This window comes from Aurantimonas coralicida DSM 14790 (assembly GCF_000421645.1).
Lineage (GTDB): Bacteria > Pseudomonadota > Alphaproteobacteria > Rhizobiales > Rhizobiaceae > Aurantimonas > Aurantimonas coralicida.
This window is the reverse complement of record NZ_ATXK01000001.1, coordinates 770,055-787,507: the sequence shown is the minus strand read 5'-3', so window position 1 is coordinate 787,507 and position 17,453 is coordinate 770,055. Positions and strand designations below refer to the sequence as shown.

The 17,453-nt window shown below is 66.6% G+C and carries 18 protein-coding genes; 15 read left to right on the top strand and 3 right to left on the bottom strand.

Annotated elements, in window-relative coordinates; translation table 11 throughout:
* Positions 1 to 79 precede the first annotated feature (79 nt).
* The 12 genes from H536_RS23110 (at position 80) to H536_RS0103625 (ending at position 10,532) form a co-directional block, all read left to right on the top strand.
* Entirely contained in the window at positions 80 to 685 is a 606-nt protein-coding gene (locus tag H536_RS23110) for a DUF2585 family protein (protein ID WP_024349179.1), read from the top strand.
* A gap of 128 nt (positions 686 to 813) precedes the next feature.
* The gene (locus H536_RS0103670; RefSeq protein WP_024349178.1) at positions 814 to 1,356 is read left to right on the top strand and encodes a sterol desaturase family protein; all 543 of its coding nucleotides are present in this window, start codon (positions 814 to 816) and stop codon (positions 1,354 to 1,356) included.
* Positions 1,357 to 1,440: 84 nt separating this feature from the next.
* Entirely contained in the window at positions 1,441 to 1,791 is a 351-nt protein-coding gene (locus tag H536_RS0103665; RefSeq protein ID WP_024349177.1) for a hypothetical protein, read from the top strand.
* An 86-nt stretch (positions 1,792 to 1,877) separates the two neighbouring features.
* Positions 1,878 to 2,387 carry a 2'-5' RNA ligase family protein gene (locus H536_RS0103660; RefSeq protein WP_024349176.1) on the top strand — a complete coding sequence of 170 codons (510 nt, stop codon included), beginning with the start codon at positions 1,878 to 1,880 and terminating at the stop codon, positions 2,385 to 2,387.
* 256 nt (positions 2,388 to 2,643) lie between these two features.
* Complete coding sequence (locus H536_RS0103655) at positions 2,644 to 3,978, top strand: ABC transporter substrate-binding protein (RefSeq protein ID WP_024349175.1); 1,335 nt, start codon at positions 2,644 to 2,646, stop codon at positions 3,976 to 3,978.
* A gap of 286 nt (positions 3,979 to 4,264) precedes the next feature.
* Entirely contained in the window at positions 4,265 to 5,137 is an 873-nt protein-coding gene (locus tag H536_RS0103650) for a carbohydrate ABC transporter permease (protein WP_024349174.1), read from the top strand.
* 13 nt (positions 5,138 to 5,150) lie between these two features.
* The gene (locus H536_RS0103645; RefSeq protein ID WP_024349173.1) at positions 5,151 to 5,981 is read left to right on the top strand and encodes a carbohydrate ABC transporter permease; all 831 of its coding nucleotides are present in this window, start codon (positions 5,151 to 5,153) and stop codon (positions 5,979 to 5,981) included.
* Between the two features lie 12 nt (positions 5,982 to 5,993).
* The gene (locus tag H536_RS0103640) at positions 5,994 to 6,998 is read left to right on the top strand and encodes an ABC transporter ATP-binding protein (RefSeq protein WP_024349172.1); all 1,005 of its coding nucleotides are present in this window, start codon (positions 5,994 to 5,996) and stop codon (positions 6,996 to 6,998) included.
* A 118-nt stretch (positions 6,999 to 7,116) separates the two neighbouring features.
* Positions 7,117 to 8,589, top strand: coding sequence for a mannitol dehydrogenase family protein (locus tag H536_RS0103635; protein WP_024349171.1), 1,473 nt, complete (start codon positions 7,117 to 7,119; stop codon positions 8,587 to 8,589).
* Positions 8,590 to 8,619: 30 nt separating this feature from the next.
* On the top strand, positions 8,620 to 8,829 hold the full coding sequence (locus H536_RS24245) for a hypothetical protein (protein WP_060576852.1): 210 nt from the start codon (positions 8,620 to 8,622) through the stop codon (positions 8,827 to 8,829).
* A gap of 362 nt (positions 8,830 to 9,191) precedes the next feature.
* Positions 9,192 to 9,641, top strand: a complete 450-nt coding sequence (locus H536_RS0103630) for a DUF2383 domain-containing protein (protein ID WP_024349170.1) — start codon at positions 9,192 to 9,194, stop codon at positions 9,639 to 9,641.
* A 66-nt stretch (positions 9,642 to 9,707) separates the two neighbouring features.
* The gene (locus H536_RS0103625; protein ID WP_024349169.1) at positions 9,708 to 10,532 is read left to right on the top strand and encodes a manganese catalase family protein; all 825 of its coding nucleotides are present in this window, start codon (positions 9,708 to 9,710) and stop codon (positions 10,530 to 10,532) included.
* Positions 10,533 to 10,655: 123 nt separating this feature from the next.
* Here H536_RS0103625 and dinB read toward each other — a convergent pair whose 3' ends face one another.
* Positions 10,656 to 11,777, bottom strand: a complete 1,122-nt coding sequence (dinB, locus tag H536_RS0103620; protein WP_024349168.1) for a DNA polymerase IV — start codon at positions 11,775 to 11,777, stop codon at positions 10,656 to 10,658.
* A gap of 267 nt (positions 11,778 to 12,044) precedes the next feature.
* Between dinB and H536_RS0103615 the strand changes: the two genes are divergently transcribed.
* The 3 genes from H536_RS0103615 (at position 12,045) to H536_RS0103605 (ending at position 14,420) form a co-directional block, all read left to right on the top strand.
* The gene (locus H536_RS0103615; RefSeq protein WP_024349167.1) at positions 12,045 to 12,341 is read left to right on the top strand and encodes an HNH endonuclease; all 297 of its coding nucleotides are present in this window, start codon (positions 12,045 to 12,047) and stop codon (positions 12,339 to 12,341) included.
* A gap of 98 nt (positions 12,342 to 12,439) precedes the next feature.
* Entirely contained in the window at positions 12,440 to 13,054 is a 615-nt protein-coding gene (locus H536_RS0103610; protein ID WP_024349166.1) for a glycosyltransferase family 29 protein, read from the top strand.
* Positions 13,055 to 13,295: 241 nt separating this feature from the next.
* The gene (locus H536_RS0103605) at positions 13,296 to 14,420 is read left to right on the top strand and encodes a glycosyltransferase (protein ID WP_024349165.1); all 1,125 of its coding nucleotides are present in this window, start codon (positions 13,296 to 13,298) and stop codon (positions 14,418 to 14,420) included.
* 36 nt (positions 14,421 to 14,456) lie between these two features.
* Here H536_RS0103605 and H536_RS0103600 read toward each other — a convergent pair whose 3' ends face one another.
* Positions 14,457 to 15,320: a glycosyltransferase family 2 protein gene (locus H536_RS0103600; RefSeq protein WP_024349164.1), complete on the bottom strand. Its 864-nt coding sequence runs from the start codon at positions 15,318 to 15,320 to the stop codon at positions 14,457 to 14,459.
* The gene (locus H536_RS0103595) at positions 15,317 to 17,398 is read right to left on the bottom strand and encodes an HAD-IIB family hydrolase (protein ID WP_024349163.1); all 2,082 of its coding nucleotides are present in this window, start codon (positions 17,396 to 17,398) and stop codon (positions 15,317 to 15,319) included. The genes H536_RS0103600 and H536_RS0103595 overlap by 4 nt, the downstream gene beginning before the upstream one ends.
* Between the last annotated feature and the right edge of the window lie 55 nt (positions 17,399 to 17,453).

Genomic DNA, 17,453 nt, shown 5'->3' with positions numbered 1-17,453 from the left:
GGAGAATGACGCGTCCTTGAATGCGACACTGTCGCATCGGGCGTGACCATTGCGCCGAACCTCCCATATCCAGGCAGGCATGAAACTCGCCTATCCGAATGCCAGAGACAGTTCGCTCGATGCGCTCGCCACCACCGGACCCGGAGGTGCGGGCCGGCCATCGCTTGCGCTCTGCGTGCTGCTCTGCCTTGCCGCCAACGCCCTCGCGGCGCTGTCCCTCTGGCTGTTCGGGCGTCCGCTGGTGCCGGTGCAGGAGCCCTTGCGCCTCTGGTCATCGAGCTTCGAGCTGGTGGCGAATTCCCAGCATCTGACCGACCCCTATTCCTTCATGCATGTCCTGTTCGGGGCGGGACTCTATGTCTTCGTCGACGGGCTCAAGCCCGGATGGCCGGCTCGCTCCAAGCTGGTGGTCGTCGTTCTGGGAAGCGTTGTCTGGGAGATCGTCGAGAACACGCCGCCGGTCGTCCGGCTGTTCAACGAAACGAGCCAGCCCGGAGCCTATGCCGGCGATAGTATCGTCAATTCGCTGAGCGATACGGCCTGCGTGACCCTCGGCTTCTTCATCGCCCGGCTGCTGGGCTGGCGCGCCACGCTGCTGGCGGCCGTAATGGTCGAGATCGCGCTGGTCGTGTCGATCCATGACGGTCTGGTGCTCGGCACGCTGAGGGTGCTGGGCGCCGTCTGAGCCGTCCGCGCCATCGCCCTTGCGCGGTTTTTACGCGTCCGGCCGGTGCTTGGCAGCACGGTACCTCCTCGCCATATTGACAGCATGGGCGCGCGCCAGAGCGCGAGCCCGCAACCTGCAGAGCCGCCATGTTTTTCGAGATTCTCCTCTACGCCCTGATCGTGATCGCCACCGTGGCCGCGATGGAAGCGTTTGCCTGGGCGATGCACAAATTCGTCATGCACGGGCGCAGCGGATGGGGCTGGCACAAATCCCACCACGAGGAGACCGAAGGCTTCTTCGAGAAGAACGACCTCTACGCCGTCGTCTTCAGCCTCATGGCCGTCGCCCTGTTCTTCGTCGGACAGGCGCTTTCGCCCGTTCTCCTTGCGATCGCATGGGGCATCACGCTCTACGGGCTTCTCTATTTCGTCGCCCATGACGGGCTGGTGCACCAGCGCTGGCCGTTCCGCTACGTGCCGCATCGCGGCTATGCCAAGCGCCTCGTGCAGGCCCACCGGCTTCACCACGCGGTGGAGGGGCGCGACCATTGCGTCTCCTTCGGGTTTCTCTACGCCCCGCCGATCGACAAGCTGAAGGCGGAGCTGCGCGCCTCCGGCGTGCTGGATCGCGAGCGGATCGACCGCTCAGTGACGGCGCAGGGCTCGGCCCATGCACCCGTGCGCAACTAGGCACCCGACCATGCCGGATCGCGAGGCGCGGAGGGCTGCCATCGGCAGCCGGCGGTGTGTCCGGCACCTGCCCGTGGTGTCGTAATGGCGCAGAACGGCAAGGCCGCCGCGGCATCGGGCAAGACGTATCCGACCACGCCGGACGGACGCTATTTCGTCGTGCGGGGCCGGCTCTGGCGATCGAGCGACCCGTCGCTCGATCCCGAACGGCGCCAGCATCTCGTCAACGAACTGATGTCTGCCCGGCGTGCGGTCCGCGACGCCAAGGACGATGCCGCCCTGAAGGCGGAGGCGCGCCAACGCGTGGACGCGGCGAAGACGAGCCTCGGCGAACGCGGGCCCGTCTGGTGGACGGACGGCGCGCCCGACCTCAATCGGCGGATGGTGGCGGGGACCGCCTATGCCGAATGGTATGAGAGCCTTGGCGACGGGTAGCGAAGCCGGGTGCCGCCACCGTCTTGGTGGGCAGGGCTGCGGGCCTTTCGCGGCACGACCCGCCATGCGTTGTGACGATCGACGCCATGGATGACGCGCCGCTGATCCTGACACTGCGCTTCGATGCGGCGAGCTTTGCGCGTTTCGACCGGGAGCGGCGGCAGCATTTTCCGCCGGAGCGCAATCTGATCCCGGCGCATCTCACCCTGTTCCATCATCTGCCGGGCGGACAATACCGGGAGATCTGCGATGTGCTTGCCGCGCAGGCGGCGGAGCGACCGGCCTTTGCAATGCCTGTGACGTCGCTGCGGTTCCTCGGGCAGGGCACGGCCTATGCCATCGACAGCCCCGCCCTGGCCGGGCTCCGGCAGGATCTCGCACGGCTCTGGTCCGGGCATCTGACACGGCAGGACGCGCAGGGCTTTCGCCCGCATGTCACGATCCAGAACAAGGTCCGGGCTGCCGAAGCCAGGGCGCTTCATGCCGCGATGTCGGCGGCGTTCGAGCCGTTCGAGGTGACGGCCACCGGCCTGCTGCTGTGGCATTACCGGGGAGGGCCATGGGAGGCCGCCGGCGAGTTTGCCTTTGCGGGCTGACCGCGAACCGGGGCTGCGTCCCACAACGTCACCGTCGCCTCGCAGGCGTTCCGACCGAGGCCGATGCCAGCCGTAAGGTCGACGGACGATGCCGTTTCAAACGATACCATCTTGCGGTTGCGCCAAACTGCGCCGCCCGCGGCGGCCAACTCATCGGCGATGGACGTATTGCCGTTCCGGTATTCCCAAGGCAGACTGGTTCGCAAATCGGAAGAGAGCCGGTCAACGGCCAGTCGAGTGAACCGGGAGGACCGAGATGAACTATTCGACGACCAAGACGGTACTTGCAGCTGCAACTGCCTTGGCGGCCTTCGCCTGGCAGGCGCCGGCCCATGCCCAGACAACCCTGACGATTGGTACCGTCAATAACAGCGACATGGTCCGCATGCAGGGGCTGTCGTCGGAATTCGAGGCGGCCCATCCCGATATCAAGCTCGACTGGGTGACGCTGGAGGAGAACATCCTGCGCCAGCGCGTGACGACCGACATCGCCACCAATGGCGGCCAGTTCGACGTCATGACCATCGGCACCTACGAAGTGCCGATCTGGGCCAAGCAGGACTGGCTGAAGCCGCTGGACGGTCTCGGAGACGATTACGACGCGGACGATCTGATCCCGGCGATCCGCAACGCGCTGTCGGTCGACGGCACGCTCTACGCGGCACCCTTCTATGCCGAGAGCGTGCTGACGCTCTATCGCACCGACCTGTTCGAGAAGGCCGGGCTGGAGATGCCCGAGCAGCCGACCTGGGACTTCATCGCCGAGGCGGCCGAGAAGATCACCGATCAGGATGCCGGCGTCTACGGCCTCTGCCTGCGCGGCAAGCCCGGCTGGGGCGAGAATATGGGCTTCCTCGGCAACATGGCCCGCTCGTTCGGCGCGAATTATTTCGATGCCGACTGGCAGCCGCAATTCGAGGGCGAAGGCTGGACGAAGGCCATCACCCTCTATGTCGACCTGATGAACAAATACGGTCCTCCGGGCGCCGCCTCCAACGGCTTCAACGAGAATCTCTCGCTGTTCGGCCAGGGCAAATGCGGCATGTGGATGGACGCCTCGGTCGCCGCGTCCTTCGTGACCGACCCCAAGCAGAGCCAGGTGCCCGATCAGGTCGGTTTCGCGCCGGCGCCCTGCGGCATCGAGAACTGCCCGAACAACGGCTACAACTGGCTGTGGGCCTGGTCGCTGGCGGTCCCGGCATCGTCGGAAAAGGCCGACGCCGCGCAGACCTTCATCGGCTGGGCGACCTCCAAGGAATATCTCGCCCTCGTCGCCGAGAAGGAAGGCTGGGCCAACGTGCCTCCCGGCACCCGCACCTCGCTCTATGAGAACTCGGAATACACCGAGGCTGCGCCCTTCGCGGACGCAACCCTGACGGCGATCAACAATGCCGATCCGTCGATGACGGACGACAAGCCCTATGTCGGTCTGCAATTCGCCGCGATCCCCGAGTTCCAGGGGCTCGGCACGGCGGTCGGCCAGCAGATGGCCGCGGCCCTGTCGGGGGCATCGACCGTCGAGCAGGCGCTGCAGCAGTCGCAGGCGATCGCGGTCCGCGAGATGACCCGCGGCGGTTACATCAAGAACTGATCCCGGCGCGCGCGACGCCCGGCGGACGATCATGGGCAAGGGCGGCCGCCGAACGAGCCGCCCTGCCGACAGGGCCGCCGGTTCGCGGGCGATGACGGGAGCGCGAAACCGCCCCGACCGCGTCCGCAGATTTCTCCGTTGGCCCGCCCTGCAATATACGCGCGGCCCGACACCATCGCCGGGCCCGTGCGACCTGCCAGGAAAGCCGTGACGCCGTCCGCGTGGCCGGCGACCGGGTTCGAACTTCAGGCTCCGCATCACCCGGTGCGGCAGAGGGGGGAGTGTCATGGCCACCTTGCACACCAAAGCCGCGGCCCGCGCGATGATGGCGCCGGCGGTGATCGTCCTCCTGATCTGGATGATCGTGCCGCTGGCGATGACGCTGTACTTCTCGACGCTGAACTACACGCTCTACAACCCGCTCTCGCAGCCCTTTGTCGGCTTCGAGAACTACAGCTACTTCCTTACCGATCCGACCTTTCTCGCAGCCCTCGGCAACACGCTGGTGCTGGTGCTCGGCGTTCTCGCCATCACGGTGGGCGGCGGCATCCTCGTCGCCCTGCTGCTCGACCACGACGTCTACGGGGTGAACTTCGTCCGGCTTCTGGTGATTGCGCCGTTCTTCGTCATGCCGACCGTGGCGGCGCTGGTCTGGAAGAACATGATGATGAACCCGGTCTACGGGGTGATCGGCCAGTTCCTGACCGGCCTCGGCTTCACGCCGATCGACTGGATGACCGACGTGCCGCTTCTGTCGATCATCATCATCGTCGCCTGGCAGTGGCTGCCCTTCGCCACGCTGATCCTCCTGACCGCCCTGCAGTCCCTGTCGACCGACCAGAAGGAGGCGGCCGAGATGGACGGGGCGGGGGCGCTGTCGATCTTCTTCTACATCACCCTGCCGCATATGAGCCGGGCGATCACCGTGGTGATCCTCATCCAGACGATCTTCCTCCTGTCGATCTATGCCGAGATCCTGGTGACGACGCAGGGCGGGCCGGGATCGCAATCGACCAACATCACCTATCTCGTGGCGCAGCAGGCGACCTCCTACGGCGATATCGGCGCGGCCTCGGCCGGCGGCATCGTGGCGGTGATCCTTGCCAATATCGTCGCGATCTTCCTCGTCCGCCTGATCGGCAAGAATCTCGACGCCTGAGGAGGGCTGCCAGATGTCACGTCGCATGACCACGAGCCGCAAGATCTCGATGTCGGTACTCGCATGGTTCGTCGGGCTGGTGATCTTCTTCCCGATCCTGTGGACCTTCCTGACCTCGTTCAAGACCGAGCTGCAGGCGATCTCCACCCCGGCGGTCTTCGTCGGCTTCGAATGGACGCTGGAGAACTACCGGACCATCCAGACCCAGTCGAACTACCTCCACTACATGATGAACTCGATCTATTTGTCGCTCGGCTCGACGGCGCTGGGGCTGATCTTCGCCATTCCCGCGGCCTGGGCGATGGCCTTCTCGCCGACCAAGCGGACCAAGGACATCCTCCTGTGGATGCTGTCCACCAAGATGCTGCCGGCTGTCGGCGTGCTGATTCCGATCTACCTGCTGTTCGTGCGTTTCGGCCTTCTGGATTCCCGGCTCGGCCTGATCGTCGTCCTGTTCCTGATCAACCTGCCGATCATCGTCTGGATGCTCTACACCTACTTCAAGGAGATCCCCGGCGAGATCCTCGAGGCGGCCCGCATGGACGGCGCCAATCTGCGCAAGGAGATCACCCAGGTGCTGGCGCCGATGGCGGTGCCGGGCATCGCCTCGACGGTGCTTTTAAACATCATCCTGTCGTGGAACGAAGCGTTCTGGACGCTGAACCTGACGACCTCGAACGCGGCGCCGCTGACTGCCTTCATCGCCTCGTTCTCCAGCCCGCAGGGCAATTTCTACGCCAAGCTCTCCGCGGCCTCGATGCTTGCCATCGCGCCAATCCTCATCGTCGGATGGTTCTCGCAAAAACAGCTTGTGCGTGGCCTCACCTTCGGCGCCGTCAAGTAAGGAGCTTCCGCCATGGGACAGATCCACCTCGAAAAGGTTCGCAAGACCTTCGGCGACGTCGTCATCATTCCAGAACTCGACCTGAAGATCGAGGACGGCGAGTTCGTGGTCTTCGTCGGCCCGTCCGGCTGCGGCAAGTCCACCCTCCTGCGGCTGATCGCCGGGCTGGAGGATGTCACCGCCGGGCAGATCATGATCGACGGCCAGAACGCCACCGAGCTGCCGCCGGCCAGGCGCGGCCTCGCCATGGTGTTCCAGTCCTATGCGCTCTACCCGCATATGAGCGTGCGCAAGAACATCGCCTTTCCGCTGAAGATGGCCAATATGGACAAGTCGGAGATCGACCGGCGGGTGGACTACGCGGCGAAGACGCTCAATCTCGACGCCTATATCGACCGGCGGCCGGGGCAATTGTCCGGCGGTCAGCGCCAGCGCGTCGCCATCGGCCGGGCGATCGTGCGCGAGCCGGCGGCGTTCCTCTTCGACGAGCCGCTCTCCAATCTCGATGCGGCGCTGCGGGTCGGCATGCGGCTGGAGATCTCCGAACTGCACCAGCGGCTGAAGACGACGATGGTCTACGTGACCCACGACCAGGTCGAGGCGATGACCATGGCCGACAAGATCGTCGTCCTGCGCGCCGGCAAGGTCGAGCAGGTGGGCTCGCCGCTCGACCTCTACACGGCGCCGCAGAACACTTTCGTCGCCGGCTTCATTGGCTCGCCGAAGATGAATCTCGTGACGGGTGCGGAGGCGCAGCGCTACGGCGTCGAGACGATCGGCATCCGGCCGGAGCACGTCACGCTGTCGACCACGGAAGGAAGCTGGACGGGCACCGTGAAGGTCGCCGAACATCTGGGCTCCGACACCTTCCTGCACGTGGAATCGCCCATTCACCACGAGCCGCTGACCGTTCGCGCGGGCGGCGAGTTCCCTGTCCATCACGGCGACACGGTCTATCTGACCCCGCAGGAAGACAAGCTGCACCGCTTCGACGGCCAGGGTCTGGCCGTCCGCTAGGAGGAGGGCGGCCGGCGGGACCTCCGCCCCGCAACCGTTTGCGCCCGCACAATGTCCTGCCGTTCCTGCGCACGCCGAGCGTCTGGCAGCCACGACGATCAGCCCGAGGAGACCTGCCATGAGCGTCCGGCTTTGCGCCGCCAATCTTCCCGACATCGCCGGCAAGGCCGCGGTGCCGAGCTACGACCGCTCGGGCTTGCGTGCCGGCATCGTGCATTTCGGCATCGGCAATTTCCATCGCTCCCATCAGGCGGTCTATCTCGACGCCCTGTTCGAGATGGGGGAGGGGCACGATTTCGCGATCCTCGGCGCCGGCGTCATGCCCTCCGACCAGGCCATGCGCGACAGGCTGGCGGGGCAGGATTACCTGACCACCGTCGTCGAGCAGGACAATGCCAGCACCAGCGCCCGGGTGACCGGCGCGATGATCGACATGCTGCCGGTGGGCGACACGCCGGCGATCGTCGAAAAGCTCGCGGATCCGGCGATCCGGATCGTCTCCCTGACGGTGACCGAGGGCGGCTATTTCATCGACCCGGACGGCAAATTCGATCCGGCCCATCCGGCGATTGTCGCCGACGCGCAGAACCCCGAGGCGCCGACGACGGTGTTCGGCCTGATCTGCGCGGGGCTGAGGACGCGGCATGCGCGCGGCGTTCCGCCCTTCACGGTGATGTCCTGCGACAACATTCCCCATAACGGCAAGGTCTGCGCGGGCGCCGTCATCGGCATGGCGCGGCTGGTGGATGGCGCGCTGGCCGAATGGATCGCGGCGAATGTCGCCTTTCCGAACGGCATGGTGGACCGCATCACCCCGGCGACCAGCCAGCGCGAGATCGACCATTGCCGCGAGACATTGGGCATCGACGACGCCTGGCCGGTCTATTGCGAGGAATTCAAGCAATGGGTGCTGGAGGACGATTTTCCCGCCGGCCGCCCGGCGCTGGAGAAGGTCGGCGTGCAGTTCGTGCCCGACGTCACACCCTACGAGCATATGAAGATCCGCATCCTCAATGGCGGCCATGCGATCATCGCCTATCCGGCGGGGCTGCTGGATGTGCATTTCGTCCATGAGGCAATGCAGACCGATCTCGTCGCGCGCTTTCTCGACAAGGTCGAGACCGAGGACATCCTGCCGATCCTGCCGCCGGTGCCCGACACCGATCTCGGCGCCTATTACGCCCTGATCAAGCGCCGGTTCGGCAATCCGAAGATCGGCGATACCATCCGCCGCCTGTGCCTCGACGGCTCGAACCGCCAGCCGAAATTCATCGTGCCGTCGGTGCTCGACAATCTGCAGGCCGGGCGCAGCCCCACGGGCCTGGCGCTCGAAAGCGCGCTGTGGTGCCGCTACTGCCGGGGCGTGACCGATTCCGGCGCGGCGATCGCGCCGAACGATCCCGACTGGGATCACCTGACCGAACGGGCCCGGGCCGCCGAAACCGACCCGATGGCCTGGCTGTCGATGGAAGCCGTCTATGGCAGGCTGAAGGACGAGCCGCGCTTTGCCGAGCCCTTCGCGGAGTGGCTGCGCATGCTGGCGGCGAAAGGCACCGCCGACACGCTCCGGACTTATCTCGGGCAAAACTGACTGACGCGTTCCCCGCTTGCGGACGCGGACATGGGCGAGGATACGGACACGGGCGCCACCCCGTCGAGCTTCCCCATGCAGGTCGATCCGGTCGATCCGGTCGAACCCGTAGCCGGCGGATCGCTTCTTCATGCCGATTTCCGCATCCTTGGATCAGGTCGGCTACGCTGCCGGCCCGCAAGGTTTCGCAAGGATTACGGATCGCCGTGGCAGGGCGCCACGAGCGCGCTGGGCGATTAATCATGATCAAATTTGTCATGTTATGATCCGCGGTCGGCGATGGTCCATCGCCGACCGCGCTTGATGGTGCCCCGCGCAGAGCGCTGCCGGTATAGTCGCGGCCTACGCGAATATATTCCTCAGAGCTACTCGGATTCATTACCGGCTTGGAAGTTTAGTCGCGCATGCGCGCCAGCTCCGTAGGCACCTATCCGTCCCGCGGATGCCCTTTCCTTTAGCCGCACAAGCAACTCGGATGAAACGTTCGACGCGGTCACCGCCTTTCTCGGGTCAGGCAACGAGGAACGCTCGGCTGAGCGATCCGCGCATCAACCCGCCAGTTCGCAGGGTGAACCGCGCATGCGCCGACAAAGGAGACGATCATGGTTACGACAGTTGGAACAGAGACCGACATCAAGTCGCTGGTTCGCGATCTCATCATTCTCGAGCACGACGCCATCGCGGCATATGAAACCTGCATCGAGAATCTGAGCGACAAGAGCCTTGCGACGCAGGTTGCGGCCTTCCGCAAGGATCACCAGCAGCATCTCGACGTGCTGCATGAGATGGCCCGCGAACTCTCGTTCGATCCGCCGACCTCGGGCGACATGAAGCAGGTCCTGACCACGGGCAAGGTCGCGCTGGCCGGCCTCATGGGCGACGCCACGATCCTCAAGGCCATGAAGACCAACGAGGACGACACCGTCGCTGCCTATCAGCGCGCCGCCGACCATGGCGATGCGGTGCCGAAGTCCAAGGCGTTCTTCGCCAGCGCGCTGGCCGACGAGGAGCGTCACCGCGCCTGGATGGACAGCACGGCGGCCAGCCTCTGATCTCAGGATATCCCGGCATCCGCCGGCCCCACTGAACCAGATTCACTGAAACTGAAGGGACAGATCATGTTTCACCATTCGTCCAAGCTCCAGTACACCGTCCGCGTCGACAAGCCCGATCCGCAGTTCGCCAAGCTCCTGCAGCAGGCGATCGGCGGCATCGAGGGCGAGATCCGCGTCGCCATGCAGTATTTCTTCCAGGCCATGGGCGCGCGCGGTGACGACCGCATCCGCAATCTGTTGATGTCGACCGCGACGGAAGAGCTGTCCCATATCGAGTTCCTCGGCCATGCGGTCGCGCTGAACCTCGAGGGCGCCCCGGTGAGCGCGCAGGAGGAAGCGGCCAAGGATCCGGTGGTCCACGCCATTCTCGGCGGCGCCAATCCGCGCCATCTCCTGTCCTCGGGCCTGTCGGCCATGCCGGTGAACGCGAACGGCGTGCCCTTCGACCTCAGCCATGTTTATGCCACCGGCAACATCGCCGCCGACATGATGGCGAATGTCACCGCAGAGGCCGGCGGCCGCGTGCTGGCGTCGCGGCTCTACAACTGGACCGAGGATGCCGGCATGAAGGACATGCTGTCCTTCCTGATCGCCCGCGACACCATGCACCAGCAGCAGTGGCTGGCCGTGCTGGAAGAGATGGGCGGCCTGACGGCGTCGCTGCCGGTGCCGAACTCCACGCCGGAGAGCCACGAGGCGACCGAGCACTCCTACTACTACCTCAACACGCATCTCGACGAAGACGCCCCGCAGGGTCGCTGGGCCTCCGGTCCGTCCCTGGACGGCCGCGGCGAGTTCTCGGTCAAGGCGCAGCCGGAGCCGCTCGGCCAGAAGCCGACGCTCGGCAAGGCCAAGCCGAATTCCGGCGCCCAGACCGAACAGATCTGAGCCTGAAACGTGCCGGGCGGGACAATTCCCACCCGGCACTCCTTGATATCCGATGCGGCACGCGCCGGTCTCGTACCGCCCTTGGCGGCGACGGGGCCGGCGTTGTCGTTCGCGCGCTCTGGTTCAAAGCGGCAGGCTGAACTGCGTCGGCGTGTCGTCCGGCATACCCTCGCGTATGAGCGATGAGAGGGCGACGCCGAGGAGCCGCACCCCCTTGTCGAAGGGCATGGCCGCGCCGAGGAGAGCCAGGGCGATGCGCTCGAGATCGTCGCGCGAGGCAACCGGCTGGACCGCGGAGCGGGCGCGGGTGATCTGCTGGAAATCGGCAAACTTGACCTTCAGCGTGACCGTGCGGCCGCGAATGGTGCTGGTTTCGCAATAGCGCCAGACTTTGTCGAGGATTGGCTGCAGCGCCTCGCGCATCTCGTCGAAGGCGAAGAGATCGGCGCCGAAGGTGTTTTCCGCGCCGACCGACTTGCGGATGCGATTGGCGCGCACCGGGCGTTCGTCGACGCCGCGCGAGATGGAATAGTAATAGGGGCCGGTCTTGCCGAAATGCTCCTGCAGGAAGGGCAGCGATTTGTCGCGGAGGTCGCGCCCGGTGTGAATGCCGAAGCGCTGCATCTTGGCGGCCGTTGCCGGACCGACGCCATGGAATCGGCCGACCGGAAGATCCTCGACGAAGCCCGGACCCATGGCCGGCGTGACAACGAAGATCCCGTCCGGCTTGCGGTAGTCGGAGGCCAGCTTGGCGAGGAACTTGTTGTAGGACACGCCGGCCGAGGCGGTCAGCCCGGTCACCTCCCGGATGCGCGCGCGGATCATCTCCGCGATCTGCGTGGCGGAGGGGATGTCGTGGAGGTTCTCGGTGACGTCGAGATAAGCCTCATCCAGAGACAGTGGCTCGATGATCGGCGTGTGCTCGGCGAAGATCGCCCGGATCTCGGCCGAGATCGCCTTGTAGACCTCGAAGCGTGGCTTGACGAAGATCAGGTCGGGGCAGCGCCGCCGCGCGGTGACCGAGGGCATGGCGGAGCGCACGCCGTACACCCGCGCCTCGTAGCTTGCCGCCGCCACGACGCCGCGTTCGCGCGAGCCGCCGACCGCGACGGGGCGTCCGCGCAGGGACGGATCGTCCCGCTGCTCGACCGAGGCATAGAAGGCGTCCATGTCGATATGGATGATCTTGCGCTGCCTGACGGTCGCGACGGGCTGCGCGTCCGGCGCGTCGTCCACCGCCGGCATGTGCGTTTCCCGCACGATCGCGTTGTCTGGGGGCGCCTCGTCCATCCGCCTGCCGTCGTCACCACATCCGTCCGACATTCCGCCCTGCGCGGTCGCGCCGGCGGGCTAAGGCTCCGCGCGGCGCGCACCTGGGCGTGGCGGTTCGGCGTTTGTTCGACCTAGCAGAAACACGCCGGACTGGCTGCAGCAAAACCGTGACATCATGTCCTGCCGAACGCGTCGCCTCCGGCGATTGGCGCCACGGCACGCCGCACCTAGATAGCGCGCATGGCGGGGCAGAAGGGCAGGCGTGACGAGGCGGAGGAGTGCTGGCTGTGCGGCCGGCCGCTGGGCCGCCGCATCGAATGGCATCATCCGCAGCCCAAGAGCCGCGGCGGACGACAGGTCGTTCCGGTCCATCCGATCTGCCATCGCACCATCCATGCCAGCTTCACCAATGCGGAGCTCGACCGGATGACGGCGGACGGGATCCCCCTGTCGCAGCATCCCGACATTGCGCGGTTCCTCGGGTGGATCGCCGGCAAGCCGCCGGATTTCCACGCGCCGACCCGCAAGAAGAGCTGAGGACGGCGACAGCGGGCCGCACATCCGCGTGGAACCTAGCGCGCGCTGCATCGCTGTTGCCACGCGCCTTCGCCCGCAATCGAAAAACCCGGCCTGCCATGACCCAGCCCAGCATCAGCCTTGTCGGCAACGCCCCGCACGAGCGGGACCGCTCCGCCGCGATCGACGCCAGCGACAGCGTCATCCGCATCAACAATTGCTTCGGCCTCGGCGGGGTCAATGGCAGTCGCACGACCCATCTCTTCCTGATCAATTGCGGCGGGCAGATGCGGGAATGGCTGGACGATCCGGACTTTCTCGCACGTGCGGCGTTGGCGCAGGCCGGCGAAATCCTGCTGCCGATCCATCCGGCGAAGGACGATCTGATCGCGCCGCCCCTCACCGAGGCCGAACGCAAAGTCCCCGATGCGCGCAACTGGGCGCCGGAGGCGGAAGCGATGCTGCGTGCGGATGGCCGGGCCGTGACACCGGTCGGCGTCGACATTTTCCTGCGGGCATGCGGCGTCATCGGCTATACGCGGCCGCAACGCGACATGAGCGCACCGTCCACCGGTCTCATCGCGCTCCTCTGGGCGCTCGAGACGTTCGGCGGCCCGATCGACGTCTACGGCTTCGGCTTCGACGGCTGGGACGGACATCGCTGGAACCGCGAACGGGCGTTTTTCGAGCGGATGCAGGACGAGGGCCGGGCGCGGCTGCATCCGCTTTCCTGACCGCGACGCATCGTCGCTTTCGCGAAGTGTCCTGCCGTTGCGGCGGCATATTCGTGTTCTGGCTGCTCCCGCGATGCGGAATTTTCGTTTGCCGCGACCATGAATCGGCAGCCGTGCCGGGCCGCCGCGCTACCTGCCATGTCCTGTTTCCCATTGATCGAAAGCACGACATGGCAGCGTTCGACATCCATTTCGCGAGCCGCACCGACCCGCGGTCCCTCATCCAGCGGGAGGGCCGGGCATGACCAGGCCGATCGCGTTTTTCGTGCATCACCAGGGGCGCGGGCATGCCAACCGGACGATGGCGCTGGTCGAGGCGTTTTCGCGTACGCGGCCGGTCTCCGTGCTGACCGCGGGACCGCATCTGTTCGAGGGCTTCTCGCGGCACATCGAGCTGATCACGCTGCCGAACATGATCGGCGCCGGCGTGCCGACGGAGCGGCTCTATGCCGAGCCGACACCGCCGGCGCTGCACTGCGTGCCCTTGGGTCTGAAGGAAATGCGCGGCACGATGCGCGCCATTATCGATCATCTCGATGCACGTGACGTCGGGCTGTTCGTCGTGGACGTCTCGTCGGAGATCGCGCTCCTGTCGCGGATCGCCTCGGTCCCGGCGGTGCAGATCCGCATGCATGGCGACCGCTCGGATACCGGCCACATCGCCAGCTACGAATCCAGCGTCGGCATGCTGGCGCCTTTCGACGAGAGCCTCGAACAGGACGATTATCCGGCGCATCTGCGCGCCAAGACCTTCTATTCGGGCGGTCTCTGCACGACCCGCGATCCGGTGCCGACGCGCGAGGCGGCGCGGCGCAAGCTGGGCCTCGATCCGGAGCGCGAAACCATCGTCGTCCTGACCGGCGGCGGCGGCGCCGGCACGCCCTATGCGCCGCTCACCGTCGGCGCGCGCGCCCTGCCGGAGGCCGACTGGCTGGTGCTCGGGCCGACGCTCAAGGAGGGCCACGAGACCGACTTTTCCAATCTGCGCGAACTCGGCTGGGTGTCGAACGTCACCGACTATCTGGCGGCGGCCGATATCGTCGTGGCGTCGGCGGGGGACAATACGGTCACCGAAATCGCGCGGGTCGGCCGGCCGCTCGTGATCGCCCCGGAATGGCGCTACTTCAACGAGCAGACCCGCAAGGCCGAGGCGATGGCCGCGGTGGGCGCCGCCGTTCACGCACAGCGCTGGCCAGGCGATCTCGCCGGCTGGCAGGGCCTGATGGAGGAGGCGCGACAGCTCGACCCGGCGCGGATCGCACCGCTCTACCGCAAGGATGCCGCACAGAGAGCGGCAAACTGGCTGGAAAGCCTGACAGACGAATTGTGGGGCGAGGGCCAGCAGCCGCTGGCGGCCACCGGCTAGGACGCAGGAAGCCCCGTCCGGCGTCCGCTTCGTGCCCTAGCTGAAGCGGACGCTGTCCGGCTGGCGGGCGGCTGCCAACTCTTCGGGTGTCGGCCGGCGCCGCGCGACGATCTCGTCGCCGGCCGGGTCCCATTCGATCAGGCCCCGCTCGGCGAACTGGCCGAGCCAATAATCCATGCACCAGCGCCGATGCTTGGCGTGGAAGCGGCGGGCATTGGCCAGAATGGCGTCGAAATGCGGCAGCGGCGGCACATGGACCGTGTGGTGCTGATGATAGGCACGGGCCCCGGCCGTCCAGTAGAGCGGCACGCCGGCCGGATCGAGACGCGCGGCAAGGTCGGTCTCCTCGCCGCCATAGCCGACGAAGCGTTCGTCCATGCCGCCAAGCCGCGCCCAGGTGGCCTTGCGCACCGCGAAGGACAGACCCCAGAACTCGCCCGTATTCGCCTCGCGCCGCAGGCCGGTGCGAGGCATGTCGGGCTTGGACGGGTGCACGATGCCGACGGCGTCGAGCGCGTCGAAATCCAGCGCGCCGTCGATGGCGCCGCCCGGCAGATACAGGACCTCGCCGAGAAAGAAGCCGTCGGTCTCAGCGCAGGCATCGGTGAAGCGGTCGACGAGGCCGGGTGCGGCGACGCAGTCCACATCGAGGAAGATCAGCGTCTCGCCCGTCGCCGCCTCGGCGGCGCGATTGCGCGCGGCGGCCAGGGGCAGGTCGTCGCCCGGCACCGTGAACTGGCGCACAGGGATGCCGATCTCCGGCAGGTCCGGCTCGATCGCCGGTTGCATGCAGGCGATGACGAGTTCATCCGGCTTGCGGCTTTGCCGGCGCAGGCTCTCCATCAGGTTCAACAGATGCCGCCGCCGGTTGCGCGTCAGGGTGAGAAGGCTGGTCGTCACTGGATCGGCGCCCGTCCGGCGCGGCTCCGGAAATGGGTCACGCCCTCGATGATGCCGCGGGCATGGCTCTGCCGCGCGACATAGGAATGGGAAAGGTCCGACCGGCTGGCGAGACTGTCGGAATAGTTCGCCACGATGATCGACTGCGGCACCGAGCGCAGCATCTCGATATCGTTGCCGCTGTCGCCGGCCGCAAAGACCGCCTCGTCGGGCAGGGACAGGCGCTGGCGCAGATAGGTGATCGCCGCGCCCTTCGACGCGGTGACCGGCAGGATGTCGAGATAGCGGCCATGGCTGTGGATGACGGCGGCGGCCAGTCCGCGGCGCTGGAGATGCGCCCGGATGCCGGCGACGATGCTGCGGTCGCCCTCGGCCAGATAGCTCAGTTTGAAGGCGCGCTGCTCCAGCGGCGCCTGCGGAGCGATGCCCGGATAGTCGGCCAGCGCCGCGGCGATCCGCCGGCGCTGCCAGCCGGTGGCGATGCGCCGGCTCCAGTCGCGGTCGCGGCGGTAGGTGACGCCGTTCGGCTCGAGGAAATAGATCTCGGTGCCGACCGAGGAGATGATGATTTTGGGGTTCGGCGCGGCCTGCTGTTCGAGGATCGAGAGCGCGCTGTGCAGCGAGCGTCCGGTCGCGACCGCGAAGTCGAGCGCGGTCTCGCGGGCATGCCAGCGGGTGAAGGCCTGGATGCAGGCGTCCGAGCCGGTCAGCGTGTTGTCGATGTCGCAGACGAGCAGCTGCGGCTGGTGGATGATCTGCGCCGGCTTCGCACCGGCGACCAGCCGTTCGACCAGTTGCCGGCAGCGCTCGGCATGCCGCGTCCAGTCATAGGCATCTACGGCCCTGGCGCCGTTGGCGGCGTAGGTCGCGTGAAGCGCCGGTTCCTCGAGAATGGCGCGGCAGGCGCCGGCGATGGCGTCAGGTTCGTGCGGGTTGACGAGGCGGCCGTTGTTGCAGCGCTCGATGATGTCGTTCGGCCCGCCGCTGTCGGTGGCCACGAGCGGCAGCCCGCTTGCCGCCGCTTCGAGCAGCGTCAGGCCGAAGGGCTCGTTCAGCGCCGGATTGACGAAAATGCCGCCGCGGGCGCGGGCATGGGCGTAGAGGGCCGGGATGTCTGCCGGTCGATGTGTCTTGGGCACCGCGACGCGGCCATAGAGGTCGTGGCGATCGATGGCCTCGAGGATCGCCCGCATCTGGCCGGCGGCTTCCTCGCCGAGCTCGCAGAGATCGCCGCGGGTGCCGGCGACGATCACCAGATTGGCGTTCTCGCGCAGCCAGGGATCGCGGCCGAAGGCTTCGACGAGCATTGGCAGGTTCTTCTTGGCGACCGGGCGGGCGATCGCCAGGACGACCGGCTTGTCCGGTTCGCGCAGGAAGGGCGCGATCATCGCGTCGACGGCTTCGGTGGTGGTCGCGCCGCGATAGGCGTCGAGATCGCTGCCGGGCTCGATGATCCGGATCTTGCCCGGCTCGTAGCTGTCATAGGCGGCGTACTGGACCTCGGCCTCGTCGCGCGACGAGGCGATGACGAGGTCGGCGGCCGCGAAGGTCCGTTCCTCGATGGCAATGCGCCGGTCGAGGACGGCGGCGGTTTCCGCCGGGATCTCGCCGGTCCTCATCGCCGCGCGCTTGACGCGACCGAGCGAATGGCCGGTGAACAGGAACGGAATGCCGGTCTTCGCGCGCACCAGCTCGGCGACGGTCCCGGCATCGGCGTAATGGGCGTGCAGGCAGGTCGGCGCCTCGGGCTGATCGCCGAGCCATTCCAGCAGATGCTCGGCGAAGCTCGCGGTCTCGGTGAAGAGTTCTTCCTTCGCCAGATATTCGGGACGATCGGTCGGCAGCCGGAGGATCTCGACCTTGTCGTCGATCCGCTCCCAGCCCGGCCGGTACTCGTCGCCATACTCGCTGTCGAAGCCGCGCGTGGCGATGACGATACGGTCGATGCCGGGCGTCCTGGCCTGGGCCGCCACAAGCTCGAGCAGATATTTGATGTGGCCGCCCGTGTCCGGGGTCAGGCCATAGCTGACATCGGTTGCCCGGAGGCAGCCCTGAAGAGCGACGTGTACGACGAACAAGGCGCCTACCTCTTCCGTTTGGATACTGACGAATTGGTCTGACCGCCCATATGGC

Coding starts and splice junctions, on each gene's coding strand:
- H536_RS23110 (WP_024349179.1), top strand. CDS start 80: ATGAAACTCGCCTATCCGAATGCCAGAGACAGTTCGCTCGATGCGCTC.
- H536_RS0103670 (WP_024349178.1), top strand. CDS start 814: ATGTTTTTCGAGATTCTCCTCTACGCCCTGATCGTGATCGCCACCGTG.
- H536_RS0103665 (WP_024349177.1), top strand. CDS start 1,441: ATGGCGCAGAACGGCAAGGCCGCCGCGGCATCGGGCAAGACGTATCCG.
- H536_RS0103660 (WP_024349176.1), top strand. CDS start 1,878: ATGGATGACGCGCCGCTGATCCTGACACTGCGCTTCGATGCGGCGAGC.
- H536_RS0103655 (WP_024349175.1), top strand. CDS start 2,644: ATGAACTATTCGACGACCAAGACGGTACTTGCAGCTGCAACTGCCTTG.
- H536_RS0103650 (WP_024349174.1), top strand. CDS start 4,265: ATGGCCACCTTGCACACCAAAGCCGCGGCCCGCGCGATGATGGCGCCG.
- H536_RS0103645 (WP_024349173.1), top strand. CDS start 5,151: ATGTCACGTCGCATGACCACGAGCCGCAAGATCTCGATGTCGGTACTC.
- H536_RS0103640 (WP_024349172.1), top strand. CDS start 5,994: ATGGGACAGATCCACCTCGAAAAGGTTCGCAAGACCTTCGGCGACGTC.
- H536_RS0103635 (WP_024349171.1), top strand. CDS start 7,117: ATGAGCGTCCGGCTTTGCGCCGCCAATCTTCCCGACATCGCCGGCAAG.
- H536_RS24245 (WP_060576852.1), top strand. CDS start 8,620: ATGGGCGAGGATACGGACACGGGCGCCACCCCGTCGAGCTTCCCCATG.
- H536_RS0103630 (WP_024349170.1), top strand. CDS start 9,192: ATGGTTACGACAGTTGGAACAGAGACCGACATCAAGTCGCTGGTTCGC.
- H536_RS0103625 (WP_024349169.1), top strand. CDS start 9,708: ATGTTTCACCATTCGTCCAAGCTCCAGTACACCGTCCGCGTCGACAAG.
- dinB (WP_024349168.1), bottom strand. CDS start 11,777: ATGCCGGCGGTGGACGACGCGCCGGACGCGCAGCCCGTCGCGACCGTC.
- H536_RS0103615 (WP_024349167.1), top strand. CDS start 12,045: ATGGCGGGGCAGAAGGGCAGGCGTGACGAGGCGGAGGAGTGCTGGCTG.
- H536_RS0103610 (WP_024349166.1), top strand. CDS start 12,440: ATGACCCAGCCCAGCATCAGCCTTGTCGGCAACGCCCCGCACGAGCGG.
- H536_RS0103605 (WP_024349165.1), top strand. CDS start 13,296: ATGACCAGGCCGATCGCGTTTTTCGTGCATCACCAGGGGCGCGGGCAT.